This is a genomic window from Rhizobium sp. 268 (genome assembly GCF_036571585.1).
GTDB lineage: Bacteria > Pseudomonadota > Alphaproteobacteria > Rhizobiales > Rhizobiaceae > Rhizobium > Rhizobium redzepovicii.
Window position 1 is genome coordinate 62,523 of the sequence record NZ_JAPPSO010000015.1, and the last position, 12,978, is coordinate 75,500.

The 12,978-nt window shown below is 61.7% G+C and carries 12 protein-coding genes and 1 tRNA gene; 5 read left to right on the plus strand and 8 right to left on the minus strand.

Annotation, left to right across the window (positions count from 1 at the left end; translation table 11 throughout):
• Positions 1 to 214 precede the first annotated feature (214 nt).
• Together OS035_RS26190 and OS035_RS26195 are read left to right on the plus strand one after the other, a co-directional pair.
• Positions 215 to 1,114: a GntR family transcriptional regulator gene (locus tag OS035_RS26190; RefSeq protein ID WP_097624757.1), complete on the plus strand. Its 900-nt coding sequence runs from the start codon at positions 215 to 217 to the stop codon at positions 1,112 to 1,114.
• 287 nt (positions 1,115 to 1,401) lie between these two features.
• Positions 1,402 to 3,411 (plus strand): ABC transporter ATP-binding protein/permease, encoded by a 2,010-nt coding sequence (locus tag OS035_RS26195; RefSeq protein WP_097624758.1) that lies wholly within the window; start codon positions 1,402 to 1,404, stop codon positions 3,409 to 3,411.
• Positions 3,412 to 3,460: 49 nt separating this feature from the next.
• On the opposite strand, the gene OS035_RS26200 is transcribed toward OS035_RS26195, so the two are convergent.
• Both OS035_RS26200 and OS035_RS26205 read right to left on the minus strand, forming a co-directional pair.
• Positions 3,461 to 3,841, minus strand: coding sequence for a GFA family protein (locus tag OS035_RS26200; RefSeq protein WP_097624759.1), 381 nt, complete (start codon positions 3,839 to 3,841; stop codon positions 3,461 to 3,463).
• A 57-nt stretch (positions 3,842 to 3,898) separates the two neighbouring features.
• Entirely contained in the window at positions 3,899 to 4,360 is a 462-nt protein-coding gene (locus OS035_RS26205) for a MarR family winged helix-turn-helix transcriptional regulator (protein WP_097624760.1), read from the minus strand.
• A gap of 120 nt (positions 4,361 to 4,480) precedes the next feature.
• On the opposite strand from OS035_RS26205, the gene OS035_RS26210 reads away from it, so the two are divergent.
• Positions 4,481 to 4,870 (plus strand): nuclear transport factor 2 family protein, encoded by a 390-nt coding sequence (locus tag OS035_RS26210; protein ID WP_097624761.1) that lies wholly within the window; start codon positions 4,481 to 4,483, stop codon positions 4,868 to 4,870.
• Between the two features lie 19 nt (positions 4,871 to 4,889).
• Here OS035_RS26210 and OS035_RS26215 read toward each other — a convergent pair whose 3' ends face one another.
• From OS035_RS26215 to OS035_RS26235, 5 genes are all read right to left on the minus strand, one after another.
• Positions 4,890 to 6,380 (minus strand): MDR family MFS transporter, encoded by a 1,491-nt coding sequence (locus OS035_RS26215; protein ID WP_097624762.1) that lies wholly within the window; start codon positions 6,378 to 6,380, stop codon positions 4,890 to 4,892.
• Positions 6,381 to 6,598: 218 nt separating this feature from the next.
• Positions 6,599 to 6,976, minus strand: a complete 378-nt coding sequence (locus tag OS035_RS26220) for a hypothetical protein (protein WP_097624763.1) — start codon at positions 6,974 to 6,976, stop codon at positions 6,599 to 6,601.
• 235 nt (positions 6,977 to 7,211) lie between these two features.
• On the minus strand, positions 7,212 to 7,685 hold the full coding sequence (locus OS035_RS26225) for a hypothetical protein (RefSeq protein WP_183779273.1): 474 nt from the start codon (positions 7,683 to 7,685) through the stop codon (positions 7,212 to 7,214).
• A gap of 204 nt (positions 7,686 to 7,889) precedes the next feature.
• Positions 7,890 to 7,965, minus strand: a tRNA-Thr gene (locus OS035_RS26230).
• A 121-nt stretch (positions 7,966 to 8,086) separates the two neighbouring features.
• Positions 8,087 to 9,046, minus strand: coding sequence for an NAD(P)H-dependent flavin oxidoreductase (locus tag OS035_RS26235; protein ID WP_097624765.1), 960 nt, complete (start codon positions 9,044 to 9,046; stop codon positions 8,087 to 8,089).
• 286 nt (positions 9,047 to 9,332) lie between these two features.
• Here OS035_RS26235 and OS035_RS26240 point away from each other — a divergent pair, with 286 nt between their 5' ends.
• Positions 9,333 to 10,532: a regulator gene (locus OS035_RS26240; RefSeq protein ID WP_331814234.1), complete on the plus strand. Its 1,200-nt coding sequence runs from the start codon at positions 9,333 to 9,335 to the stop codon at positions 10,530 to 10,532.
• Positions 10,533 to 10,594: 62 nt separating this feature from the next.
• Here the strand turns inward: OS035_RS26240 and ppk2 are convergent, their stop codons facing one another.
• On the minus strand, positions 10,595 to 11,476 hold the full coding sequence (gene ppk2, locus OS035_RS26245) for a polyphosphate kinase 2 (RefSeq protein ID WP_097624767.1): 882 nt from the start codon (positions 11,474 to 11,476) through the stop codon (positions 10,595 to 10,597).
• A gap of 241 nt (positions 11,477 to 11,717) precedes the next feature.
• On the opposite strand from ppk2, the gene phoR reads away from it, so the two are divergent.
• Positions 11,718 to 12,941, plus strand: a complete 1,224-nt coding sequence (gene phoR, locus OS035_RS26250) for a phosphate regulon sensor histidine kinase PhoR (protein WP_097624768.1) — start codon at positions 11,718 to 11,720, stop codon at positions 12,939 to 12,941.
• Positions 12,942 to 12,978 lie beyond the last annotated feature (37 nt).

Here is a 12,978-nt window from a genome sequence, read left to right on the forward strand (position 1 = left end):
CAGGAAACACTCGCTGCACCGGCGAATGCGCATTGATTTTGTTTTTTATCTACAATAAACATTTTCAAGTCAACGGGAATATTGATCCTGTGGACGAGGGAGGCAATGAGCCGCAGGCGACTGGAAATAAGCTAAAGGTCGTTTGAACAAGCCCCGGTCTGTTTGCCCTGCTATGCAGAGGCGATTGCGCACGAGGGCGGAAAGCGGGGGTCTGGTGGCAAGGCAGAATACGGTCTTCAAGGAAGCCTACAACAGGTATGCCGTGGCTCTGCGCACGGATACCGCACTGCCCTCTGAGCCGGAGATCGCCGCCCAGCTCGGCGTCAGCCGCTCCACCGCGCGCGCCATCCTGACCCGCCTCAGCGAGGAAGGCATCATCCGCTGGAACAAGCGCCAGAAGATCGTACTGCGCCAGCCCACAGACCGCGACCTCTTTCCCTCCGAAGAAACCGACTCCCTGCATGACATCATCGAGCGCAGCTTCATGCAGCGCATCCTTGCCGATGATGCCGCCCCCGGCATGCAGATCAACGAGCTGGAACTTGCCCGCGAGATCGGCACCGGCACGACAAGCGTGCGCGAGTTCCTGATCCGCTTTTCCCGCTTCGGCCTCATCGAGAAACGGCCGAACAGCCACTGGACGCTGAAAGGCTTCACCCGCGAATTCGCCCTCGAATTGGCCGATGTGCGCGAGATGTTCGAGCTGCATTCCGCTGCCGAATTCGGCCGGCTTGCCAGGGACAGCCAGGCCTGGACCGATCTCGCCGCCATCCGTGACGAACATCACGCCATGCTTGCCGACATCAACCAGCGCTTCAAGGATTTCTCCGTCCTCGACGAACGCTTCCACCTGCTGATCCACCGCGCCTCGAAGAACCGCTTCATCGCCGATTTCTACGACGCCATCGCCATCGTCTTCCACTATCACTACCAGTGGAACAAGACCGCCGCCCGCGAACGCAACGAGCGCGCCATCCACGAACATCTGGATTACATCGCAGCGCTCGAATCCGGCGACCAGGCCGCAATCGAGAAAGCCTGCCGCATCCACCTGCGCTCCGCCCGCCAGACCCTGTTGCAATCCCTGCCGCAGATGGCGACCGACAGTGGCTGAGCGTAAGCGAAAATCGACAAAGGGCGTGCCGTGCAGCCCCCTCATCCGACCCTCGGGTCACCTTCTCCCCGCTGGGGAGAAGAGGGGAGAATGCCGCTTCGCCAACGATTCCATTGAATGGGGTGTCTTTGGACAGGCGCGTTCGTTTGGGCAGTGTCGGCGCATCTTGCTCCCTCTTCTCCCCAACGGGGAGAAGGTGGCCCGCAGGGGCGGATGAGGGGCCATACGGCACAACGCCAAACTTCGGCACGATGAAACCTTCTGATCCATAAGCCGTTATCGTGCTTATGAGCGGCGCAAAACTTAAACCGAAATCGGTCGACGACACCGAACCGCAGGGTTCCGAGACGACGGCCGAGGATAAGCCATCGACTGCCGAGGCCGTGCCGCCGCCAGATCTTCCACCTCCAGATGTCGTCGAACCCGGTCCGGAACTCACGCCCGAGGAGGCGGAGCAGGCGCGCAAGAAGTATCTGCTCAAGCGTTTCTGGATCAGCGCGCGCCATTACTGGGGCCGCGGCGGCGACAAGTTCGCCTGGCCGTGCACACTCGGGCTGCTGGCGCTAATCGGCATCAATGTCGGCTTCCAATATGGAATCAATCTGTGGAATCGGGGGATTTTCGATGCCATCGAGCGACATGATGCCGGCACCGTCTATTTTCTGAGCGCCGTCTTCGTGCCGCTGGTGCTCGGCACCGTCGCGGTCGTCACCACCCAGGTCGCGCTTCGCATGATGATCCAGCGCCGCTGGCGGTCCTGGCTGACGACCGCCGTCATCGGACGCTGGCTGGCAAACGGCCGCTATTATCAGCTGAACCTGATCGGCGGCGACCACAAGAACCCCGAAGCGCGTATTTCGGAGGATTTGCGGATTGCCACCGAAGCCCCTGTCGATTTCATCGCCGGGGTCATTTCCGCATTCCTGGCGGCCTCCACCTTCATTGTCGTGCTTTGGACGATCGGCGGGGCGTTGACGCTGCCGATCGCAGGCTTCACCGTCACCATTCCCGGCTTTCTCGTCGTCACCGCAGTCCTCTATGCCGCAATCACCTCCAGTTCGATGGCATTCATCGGCCGCCGTTTCGTCCAGGTCTCCGAGGCCAAAAATCAAACCGAAGCCGAATTTCGATATACGCTGACGCATGTGCGCGAAAACGGCGAGAGCATAGCCTTGCTCGGCGGCGAAGAGGAGGAGCGCAACGACCTCCACAAGACCTTCGCCAATGTGCTCGGGCAATGGGCGCTGCTTGCCCGCCAGCACATGCGCACGACGCTGGTGTCGCATGGATCCATGCTGATTGCCCCGGTCGTGCCGGTGTTGCTGTGCGCTCCAAAATTTCTCGAAGGCAGCATGACGCTCGGACAGGTCATGCAGGCAGCCTCAGCCTTCGCCATCGTCCAGGGCGCGTTCGGATGGCTGGTCGACAACTATCCCCGCCTTGCCGATTGGAACGCCTGCGCCCGCCGCATCGCGTCGCTGATGATGTCGCTCGACGGGCTGGAGCGGGCCGAACAGAGCGACGCGCTCGGCCGCATCAAGCGCGGCGAAACGGAAGGCGAGGCGATGCTCAGCCTGAACGATCTCTCCGTCTCGCTCGACGACGGCACCGCCGTGGTCACGGAAACCCGGGTGGCGATCGAACCCGGCGAGCGGGTGCTCGTCTCCGGAGAATCCGGTTCTGGCAAGAGCACACTGGTGCGGGCCATCGCCGGTCTTTGGCCCTGGGGTGACGGCAGCGTCAATTTCCACGCCGACCGCCGCTTGTTCATGCTGCCGCAACGACCCTACATTCCTTCCGGGACGCTGCGCCGCGCAGTCGCCTATCCCGGCGCTGCCGATAGCTGGACGTCCGATGAGATCAAGGCGGCCCTCGACAAGGTGGGACTGGCTTACCTGAACGACAAGATCGAGGAAGACGCGCCATGGGACCAGACCCTGTCGGGCGGCGAAAAGCAGCGGCTCGCCTTTGCGCGCCTGCTGCTGCATACGCCCGATATCATCGTGCTCGATGAAGCGACCTCGGCACTCGACGAAAAGAGCCAGGATAAGATGATGCAGATGGTGATCCATGAATTGCCGGAGGTGACCATCATCAGCGTCGCGCATCGCGCCGAGCTCGAAGTCTTCCATAGCCGCAAGATCACCCTGGAACGGCGCGAGGGCGGCGCAAAGCTCGTCAGCGATATCGACCTCATCAAGCGCAAGAGAAAACGGAACTTGCTGTCACGCGTTCTGGAGAACCGTCGCTCCCCGCGAAAGGCCGGCACGGCCTCGAACAAGAGGCGCAGCCCCTGAAGAGAACCTGGCTTTCGCTTGGTCGCGGTGCCCGGTGGGCCTTCGTTTTCTATTGCTCATTCTGGGGGAGGTTGTCGGTGATATCGTAGTAGTCGCCCTTATCAGCGACAAAGATATGCATTTTTAGTTTGGTTTCGGTCGGGCTATCAAATGCACCCATCGCGACAGCAATCCAGTCTCGATGCGGTGGATCCCAAAACAAAGATGATCCGCATATCGTGCAAAATCCACGCCTCACCTTTTCCGAGGATTGATACCAGGTGATATGTTTGTCTCCTTGGATCGTGATCTGACGTCGAGGTACGTCGGTTGAAGCGAAAAAGTGCCCGGATTGTTTTCGGCATTTGGAGCAGTGGCAGGCGTCTGGCGCTTGCAAACCGCCCTCGATCTCAAAAGTTACGGCGCCACACAAACAGGATCCTTTGTGCATAAGCGTTCCTCTCATAAGTCCCATATTGCCTATAATTCTGTGCCCAGGATATGGCGGTTACCGCTCGCCCGCCGAAGCCTCCGCGCCGGCAATCCGATCCAGATTGTCGATCAGCCGCTTGAGCAGATCGACGAGCTGTGCCGCTTCCGCCTCCGTAAACCCTGCCAATGCCTCGCTGTTTCCCTGGAACAAGGCCGCAACAGCTTCCGGCATGCCTTCCCGCGCCGCCTTCGTCAGCACGATGTGGCTGCTGCGCCCGTCAGCCGGGTCGCGCGTCCGTTCGATCAAGCCGTCCCGCTCCATGCGGGCGAGCATTTGTGCCATCGGCGGTTGCTCGACCCTGGCAAAGCGGGCGAGGTCTCGCTGCGTGCTTGCCGTGCCATCTCCAAGCGCCACTAGCACCGGCAACTGGCCGACACCGAAGCCGAGCGGTTTGAGGCGCATCTCGCTCAGCCGAGCAAAGCCCCGCGCCGCAAGACTGATGAGATGCCCCGGTGTTGACAGCACGTCTTCGCCCATCTGCTTCCCCGTTCTCATGCGCTTGACCACAAGATATATATGTACGTATATATCTCCATGAGCGGTCTTCGACAATGCCGTTTCGACACCGAATGTTTCAATCACCATCGGGGAAGCGATATGCCGCAGAATGACATCGAAATGATCAAGCGCATCTATGCCAGCTTCAATGCGAGAGACATCGACGCGGTCCTTGCCGTCCTTTCTGATGATGTCACCTGGGCCAACGGCATGGAGGGCGGCCATATCCATGGCCGTGAGGCCGTGCGCGATTATTGGACTCGTCAGTGGGCTGTCATCAGTCCGCATGTCGAGCCGGTCGCATTCGAAAAAACCGAAGACGGCGCCCTTGCCGTCGAGGTGATCCAGTCGGTCTTCGACTTGGACAGCCGGCCGCTGCAGGGGCAAACCCACGGCCTGCGGGACAAGATCGTCACGCATGTCTTCCGCATCGAAGCAGATAAGATTATTCGCTTCGATATCCGGGATGGCGTGTCAGGCCCGGCTTGAGCGTCGAGAGCCGAATCGTTTAATGCGAGGTCGCCTCGCTTGCGACAGCCGCGCCCCCGCTTTTCCGGCCATGCGCGACCGGGATCAGCCAGGTGGTGACGAAGGTCAGCACCGCGACGACCACAACGCCCCAGAAGCTCCAATGCAGCGCCGCATTGAAGACGGCGCGGATCGCCGGGTCGGCGGCGAGCGCCGACAGCCCGGTCGGCTGGTTCAGCGCGGCATGCAGGCCGGCCGCCGCCTCGCCGCCCGCATAATGATTGATGCCGGCATTGAGGATGGCGCCCAGCACGGTGGCGCCGAGCGTATTGCCGAGGCTGCGGGAAAAGATGATCGACGAAGTGGCGCTGCCGCGCATCGACCATTCGACGCTGTCCTGCACCAGCACGATGCTGGTGAGGCTGATGAGACCCATGCCGAAGCCCATGAAGAAGGAGCCGGCGCCGGCAACGATCGGCGAACTGTCGGGGGTCAGGAACAACAGGAAACAGGCGCCGAAGGGAAACATCAGGCTGCCGACGCGCAAGGTGCGCTGGATGCCGAAGGCCCTGTAGAAACGGCCGGAGAGCATCACCGCCAAAGGCCAGCCGACGACGAGCATGGTGAGCGTGAAGCCGGCGACAAGAGGCGAGCGGCCGAGCACGCCTTGCACATAGAGCGGCAGGATTGTCGAAAGCCCGATCAGCGCCATGCCGGCCAGCAGCGTCGCCGCATTGCTGGTCGCGATCAGCCTTCGGCTCCACAGCGGGATCGAGATGATCGGCTCCGGCGCCCGCCTCTCCTGGGCCAGGAAAAGGATGCCCGAGACCACGAAGACGGCGAAAAGCGACAGCAGGATCCAGGCGCTGGCATCGGTTTCCGTCAGCATGACGAGAAGTGCCACGATCGAGATCGAAAACAGCACCGAGCCGAGGTAATCGATCTTTGCCTGCTTGTGCGCCACGTCCTCCTTCAGGAAGAGCATGAAGGCGATGATTGAGATGACGCCGATCGGCAGGTTGATCCAGAAGATCCAGGCCCAGGAGATATTGTCGACGATGATGCCGCCGGCCAGCGGCCCGACGACAGCCGAGGTCGCCCAGACGGTCGCCATGAAGCCCTGGACGCGGCCGCGCTCCTCGAGCTTGAAGAGATCGCCGATGATCGTCGTCGTCACCGGCTGGATGGCCCCGGCGCCCAGCCCCTGCAGCAGCCGGAACAGCACCAGCGACATCATCGACCAGGCAAGCCCGCAGAGCAAAGAGCCGACCAGGAAGATCAGTATGCCGCCGATCAGCACCGGCTTGCGCCCAAAGATGTCGGAAAGCTTGCCGTAGATAACCGTCGTCGTCGACTGTGCCAGCAGGAAGGCTGAAAACACCCAGCTGTAATAGGAAAAGCCGCCGAGCTCCCCGACGATGCGCGGCATCGCGGTCGCCACGATCGTCGCCTCGATCGCCACCATGAAAGTGGCGAGCATGATGGTGGCGACGACAAGCACGCGGTTCGAGCGATGCGCTGCATTCGACATGACGATCCTCTTCGGGTGCTCCGCAGATGCCGGAAAACGGCAGGCTGGGCAGGGCGATCGCCGCTTGCGGAGGGATGTGGTACTATTACGTCCTGGAAACCGGCCGGTAAAGCAGTTCTCACGGCAACCGTTGTCTTATGCGGTTTGACGGCAGCGAAACGAAGGCCCGGCGCCCAGCCCCAGGCCCTTATCCAATCAGGCGGACATCCGCCCTATCCTCACTGCGGGCAGGCCTCGCCGCCCGAGCCGGTATCCCCGGAGCCGGCGGTGCAACCCGGCGTCGGCTTGAGATCAGGATTGACCCCGCCGGGATTGATCGTGCTGCGGTCGATGTTGAGTTCGACGCCGCCAGTGCCCGTGGCATTGCCGCTCGTGCTGCCGGTGGTGCCGGTATCGGTGCCGACGGAACCGCTGCCCGCCGAACCAGTGCCGCCGGATCCGGTGCCCGCCGAGCCTGAGCCGGAACTTCCCGAGCCGCCGATAACAGGCGCCACCGAAAGCCGCCCGCTGGAATTTGCACCACCAGCCGTCTGCGCCATGGTCGAGCCGGCAAGGCTGATGGAAAGGAGGGATATTGCGATGAGTTTGCAGGACATGATGTTCTCCATGCTCGTTTGTCTCAAGGGGAGAACCGGCTCGGCGGCGGCATTGTTCCGAGCGGAATTGGTCGCGCGGCCGCTTCACCTGCTCATCATGCAGCCCGTCATCCCTGGTTGATCAACGATGCCGCCCTCAGCAATCCGAGGCGCCGGCTAGGGGCGCTGATCGTGACCATCCCGACCGTCTATGCCTACCCGGCAGCTCAATGAATCTATAGCCTACGCAGGACAGTCATTCGCCCTGCAGCATTTTAAACTTTCGCGCCGCCTTAGGGCAAAGCATCGTGAACTGCTTGATCAGCGGCGGCATGCCTGAGGAGCACGACACATCTGCATCCTCCGGTAATGGGAAAGTGGCCCGCAGCGGTTCTCCGCCAGGAGGAACGAAGGACAGGGTGCCCTTGCGGCAATCGGCGGTGGAACGGTAAGTGTCTTTGCCATTTTCCTTCAGATACATCGCCACGCACTGCTCAACAGTCAGTTTCCCGCCATGTGCGACCGTCTCGTATCCCGGATCTCGCTCGCAATATTCCTGAAAGTTGGCCTGATTGACGTTCCCTTCCATAACCGCAGCGCGTGAATCGGTGCCGGTCCTGCTGACCAGCGTTCCGTCCCACCCAGCACATGAGGCAAGAGGGAAATCCTCGGCCTGTGCCGAGGACATAGCAAAGGTGAAAACTACCATACTCAAAAGCGATATCCGCATAAATCCTCCTAATTGCTGGCCTGCACGCGCTCGATCGACATCCAGCCGCTCATGCGAACTGAAGGGCAGCCCGACCGCGTTGAGAGAAGATGCCCACCACCTGTCGAAGCTTGCCTGCCGAGCGCCCAAACGTAGCTAAAGGTGGACGCAGGATATTAAAAGGGGCTTATAATGGAGGTTGTTAGCACGCGATTGAGGAAAAAATGGTGCCGCTTGCAGGACTCGAACCTGCGACCCCATCATTACGAATGATGTGCTCTACCACCTGAGCTAAAGCGGCATTTCACGGCCGAAGCATGCGGCCCGCGATTTGCATGGCGCTGATACAGCCATTGTCCGAAGATTTCAAGCGCTCTGTCATGGCTTTGGCAAAAAAGAGGGCAGGGTGTGGAAGACTGCCCTCAGAGTGCCAGCCGGGCGCGGGCGGCCTTATATTCGGCCTCCAGCCGGTCGACGAGTTTGGCAACCGGTTCGACGGCTTTGACAGCGCTGATGCCCTGGCCGCTGCCCCAGATGTCCTTCCAGGCCTTGGCGCCGCCGACCGCCTGCTCGAAATCCATCTTCGAGACATCGGCGGCGGGCAGGTTGTCCGGGTCCATGCCGGCAGCCACGATCGAGGGTTTCAGATAGTTGCCGTGCACGCCGGTGAAATAGTTGGAATAGACGATATCGCCGGCAGCGCCTTCGACGATCGCCTGCTTGTAGGCCTCGGTGGCGCGCGCCTCTTCAGTGGCGATGAAGGGCGAGCCGATATAGGCCATGTCGGCGCCCATCGCCTCTGCGGCGAGGATGGCGCCGCCGGTGGAAATCGCGCCGGCAAGCAGCAGCGGCCCGTCGAACCATTCGCGGATTTCCTGGATCAGCGCAAAGGGCGACAATGTGCCGGCATGGCCGCCGGCGCCGGCCGCCACCGCAATCAGCCCGTCGGCGCCCTTGCGGATTGCCGAATGGGCGTGGCGGTTGTTGATAATGTCGTGCAGCACGATGCCGCCATAGGAATGCACGGCGGCGTTGACCTCGGGCACGGCGCCGAGCGAGGAGATGACGATTGGTACCTTGTATTTGACGCAGAGCGACAGATCGTGCTCCAGCCGCTTGTTCGACATATGGACGATCTGATTGACGGCAAAGGGGGCGGCCGGCCTGTCGGGATGGGCGGCGTCGTGGCGGGCGAGCTCTTCGGTGATCTCGGCCAGCCATTCGTCGAGCTGGCTCTCCGGCCGGGCGTTCAGCGCCGGAAACGCGCCGATGACACCCGCCTTGCATTGCGCCAGCGTCAGCTTGGGATGCGAGATGATGAACAACGGCGAGCCGATGACCGGCAGTCTCAATTTATCCCTCAGGATCGGGGGCAGGGCCATGGTTCATGCATCCATTGACGTTTACGAAAACGTCAATCTCTTAACAGAGAAGAAAAGGCGATAAAAGAGCGGCTGCCACGCCTTCGTCGATTTCTGCCGGAATATATGCAGCCGACAGAGCCATTAGAATAAGGTCCGCAAGCGGTGAAACCTCGCGATTATCCCCGCCGATCCGCTGCAGCCGGGCCTGCAAGGCTTGCGGTTTGACGCGCTTGCCGCTACCGAATTTTGATGGAGAACGGCGGGGATTGCAGTCCGATGCCGGGTTCAAGGTGAAGGACTTGACGTGAGCGGATTAGAAACGGCCATCAGAACAGCGCTCGATAATTCCGATCGCGACAATCCGGAGGTTCGAGCGAGGATCTATCAGTCGGCCCGCCAGGCGCTTGAAGCCGGCCTGCGCAAGCAGGATATTACCGATACCGAGGTGGTCGCCCATCATCGCCATCGCCTGGAAAGCACCATCCACGCCATCGAAAGCGAAGAGCGCGACCGCCTTCACCCGCGCCAGAGGCCGCCTGAGGTGCCGGTGCCGCCCGTCGTCGAAATGCCGGCGCCGCCGGTCCATCAAGCTGATGCGGGTGATATCGACAACCATATCGACAGCCCCGTGGCCACCGGCGAGACTCGTGCTCCCGAGGTGGCCCACAGCCGCAGCGACGATTTCAGCCTCGACAACGTGCGTGCCGGCAGTGCCGATCATCTCGCCGCCGCTCCCATCGGCGAGGAGCGGCTTGCCCGCGGCCAGCGCGCCACCGACATGGATTTCCGCCCGGAGCGGGCGGCAGGCCGCCGCAAGCCGCGCAAGTTCTTTTCCAGGCTTCTCGTCTGGTGCGTCCTGCTCGCCTTCATCGGCATTGGCGCCTGGTGGGCGCATACGTCGGGCCTGCTTTTGACGGCCGCCGAGCGCGACACCAGCGTCGCCAATCCGCCGGCGAGCACCCAGCCGGAGGATTTCACCGGCAATGACGACAGCGCCGGCAATGCGGCCCCTCATACCGACGAGCCGGTGACCATCGATCCGCAGAACAGCTTTTCGGCCGATTGGATCCCCGTCTTCAAGCCCGATGACGCCGACAAGGTCCAGAGCGGCCCGCGGGCGCGCACCGAAAAGATCGCCGAGAATGACGGCCCCGCCGTCCGCCTGATTTCAGAAAGTGGTGCGGCCGACGGTAATATCTCGATCAGCGTTCCCGCCTCGGTGCTGCAGCAGCTTGCCGGCAAATCCTCGACCATCGCGCTGACGCTGCAATCCACAACCGACGAGCCGACGCAGGTCACCGTCGAATGCAATTTCCAGTCGCTCGGCAATTGCGCCCGCCATCGCTTCAACGTCACCCGCGAAAAGTCGGATGCGCTGCTGCAGGTGAAGTTCGACCGTTCGCTGGCGCCGAATGCGCCGGGCACGCTGACGATCAACAGCGATCTCGACGGCAAGGCGCGCGGCATCAACCTCTTCGCCATCCGCATCCTGCCGGGGCAATGATCCCAGCCTCGGCAAAGCCGATGGCCCCAGCCCCGGCAAAGCCGGTGGCTCCGGCTCGTCGCCTACTTCAGGAAACCAGGCCCTGAGCCGATGATCTGCTCGTCGACCGTGCCGAGCGCCTGTCTGTCCTTGCCGTCATAATCCATTCTGTTCAGCATGTGGCGGATGAGTTCGAGGCGCGTCCGCCGCTTGTCGTTGGCGCGGATCACAGTCCAAGGCGCGAAATCCGTATGGGTTTCCTTCAGCATCCGGTCGCGCTTTTCGCTGTAGTCGTCCCATTTCGTCAGTGCGGCGATATCCATCGACGACAGTTTCCAGACTTTCAGCGGATCGTGCCTGCGGTCGTGGAAGCGCTTCAGCTGCATTTCGCGGCCTATATCGAGATAGAATTTGAAGAAGAAGATGCCCTCATGGGCGATAATCTTTTCGAGCTGTGGTGCCTGCTTGAGAAAATCCTCGTATTGCTGCGGCGTGCAGAAGCCCATGACCGGCTCGACGCCGGCGCGGTTGTACCAGGAGCGGTCGAATAGCACGAATTCGCCTGCGGTCGGGAACTGCGCGACATAACGCTGGAAATACCATTGCCCCTGTTCGCGCTCGGTCGGCTTGGTCAGCGCCACGACGCGGGCAAGGCGGGGGTTCATATTCTCCGAGGAGGCCGAGATCGCGCCGCCTTTGCCGGCCGCATCCCGCCCCTCGAACAGCGCCATCACCCGCTTACCTGATGCCTGCAACCAGAACTGTACCTTGACGAGTTCCACCTGCAGCTTTTCCAGCTGCTCGACATAGTCCTCTTCCTTCAGCTTCTTCTTGTGGGGAAAGTCGCCGGATTCTAGTGCGTGTTCATCCACCCAGTCCGGCAGGACGGGATCGTCGACATCGAAGGTGCGTTTCTTTCCGCGGATCTCCAGCTCCACGGCCCTGCTTTCGACGGTCTCGGCCATATGCTCCTCCTAAGCCCGATCGGTTCTTTCTCTCAGGCGAACATATTTACCGTTGGAAATCAAATCTTTCGCATTCGGCCGATAATTTTTCGCGGGTTTCGACTGCGGCCTTTCGCTTGAGACGCAGCAGCCGAAAACTTCTGTCATGAATTGCCGCTATCAGGCAGAGTTCAATACTAAGAAAAACGAATCGACGCCGCGAGGGCACTTGGAAGACGAAACTCCGTGGAGAAAGAGCCTGTTGGCGCGCATCCGGCGCGAGCGGCCGGTGCTGCTGGCGGCGATCCTCAGCGCGCTCGCCGCGCTTGCCGCCGGCATGAACAAGTGGGTTGTGCTTGGCCTCCTGCTTGTCATGATCGTCACCGCGCTTTTCAATGAGGCGCCCGTCATCAAGGACGAACCCGCCGAGCCCATTGAAATCAAGCCGGAGGTGCCGCCGAGCCGCCTGCCTGAGGTTTCCGCCACGCTCTCCGGCCTCGATATCCCGGTCATGGTGCTGTCGGACGACGCCTCGGTGCTCTTCCAGAATCGCGCTGCCGAAAAGGCCTTCGGCGAGGTGGCGCTCGGCGCCCATATATCGGGCCGCATGCGTTCGCCCGGCGTGCTCGACATGGTGCGCGAAACCATCGCCACCAACGCGCCGAACCAGATCGAGCATGCCGAGCGGCTGCCCTCCGAGCGAGTCTATATCGTGCGCAGCGCCCCCGTCGAATTCGCGGCCGACGGCGGGCCGCATGAGCGGTATTTCATCCTTTCCTTCCGCGATATTTCGGAGGTCCGCCGCATTGACCGCATGCGGTCAGATTTCGTCGCCAATGCCAGCCATGAGCTGCGCACGCCGCTTGCTTCGCTGCGCGGCTTCATCGAGACCATCCAGGGGCCGGCGAAGAACGATCTGAAGGCGCAGGCGCGTTTTCTCGCCATCATGTTCGATCAGACGACGCGCATGAGCAGGCTGGTCGACGACCTGCTGTCGCTGTCGCGCCTCGAGCTGAAATCGCATATCGCGCCGGATGAAAAGATCGACCTGGTGCCGCTGCTCGGCCATGTCAGAGATGCGCTGGTGCCGCTGGCAAGCGATGTCGGCGTCGACATCAACCTGCATCTGCCCGACGGCAAGGTCGAGGTGCTGGGAGACCGCGACGAGCTCGTCCAGGTCTTCGAGAACCTGATGGAAAATGCCTGCAAATACGGCCAGGAGGGCAAGACCGTCGATGTCTGGCTGAAGAACGGCGCCGGCCAGCCGGTCGAGGTCAGCATCGTCGACCAGGGCCCGGGCATCCCGGCCGAGCATGTGCCGCGCCTGACCGAGCGCTTCTATCGCGTCAGCATCGAGGACAGCCGATCGAAAAAAGGCACCGGCCTCGGCCTTGCCATCGTCAAGCACATCCTCACCCGCCACAGGGCGCGGCTGATCGTCAAGTCCGAGGTCGGCAAGGGCACCGATTTTACGGTCCGCTTTTAATGCGCATTGCCTGTCCGCGGTGCCTTCTACCCGGCTC

Excerpts from the sequence above, each read along its gene's own strand:
- OS035_RS26225 (WP_183779273.1), bottom strand. The coding sequence starts at position 7,685 with ATGCGGATATCGCTTTTGAGTATGGTAGTTTTCACCTTTGCTATGTCC.
- OS035_RS26200 (WP_097624759.1), bottom strand. The coding sequence starts at position 3,841 with ATGCACAAAGGATCCTGTTTGTGTGGCGCCGTAACTTTTGAGATCGAG.
- OS035_RS26215 (WP_097624762.1), bottom strand. The coding sequence starts at position 6,380 with ATGTCGAATGCAGCGCATCGCTCGAACCGCGTGCTTGTCGTCGCCACC.
- OS035_RS26210 (WP_097624761.1), top strand. The coding sequence starts at position 4,481 with ATGCCGCAGAATGACATCGAAATGATCAAGCGCATCTATGCCAGCTTC.
- OS035_RS26220 (WP_097624763.1), bottom strand. The coding sequence starts at position 6,976 with ATGTCCTGCAAACTCATCGCAATATCCCTCCTTTCCATCAGCCTTGCC.
- OS035_RS26195 (WP_097624758.1), top strand. The coding sequence starts at position 1,402 with ATGAGCGGCGCAAAACTTAAACCGAAATCGGTCGACGACACCGAACCG.
- OS035_RS26235 (WP_097624765.1), bottom strand. The coding sequence starts at position 9,046 with ATGGCCCTGCCCCCGATCCTGAGGGATAAATTGAGACTGCCGGTCATC.
- ppk2 (WP_097624767.1), bottom strand. The coding sequence starts at position 11,476 with ATGGCCGAGACCGTCGAAAGCAGGGCCGTGGAGCTGGAGATCCGCGGA.
- OS035_RS26205 (WP_097624760.1), bottom strand. The coding sequence starts at position 4,360 with ATGGGCGAAGACGTGCTGTCAACACCGGGGCATCTCATCAGTCTTGCG.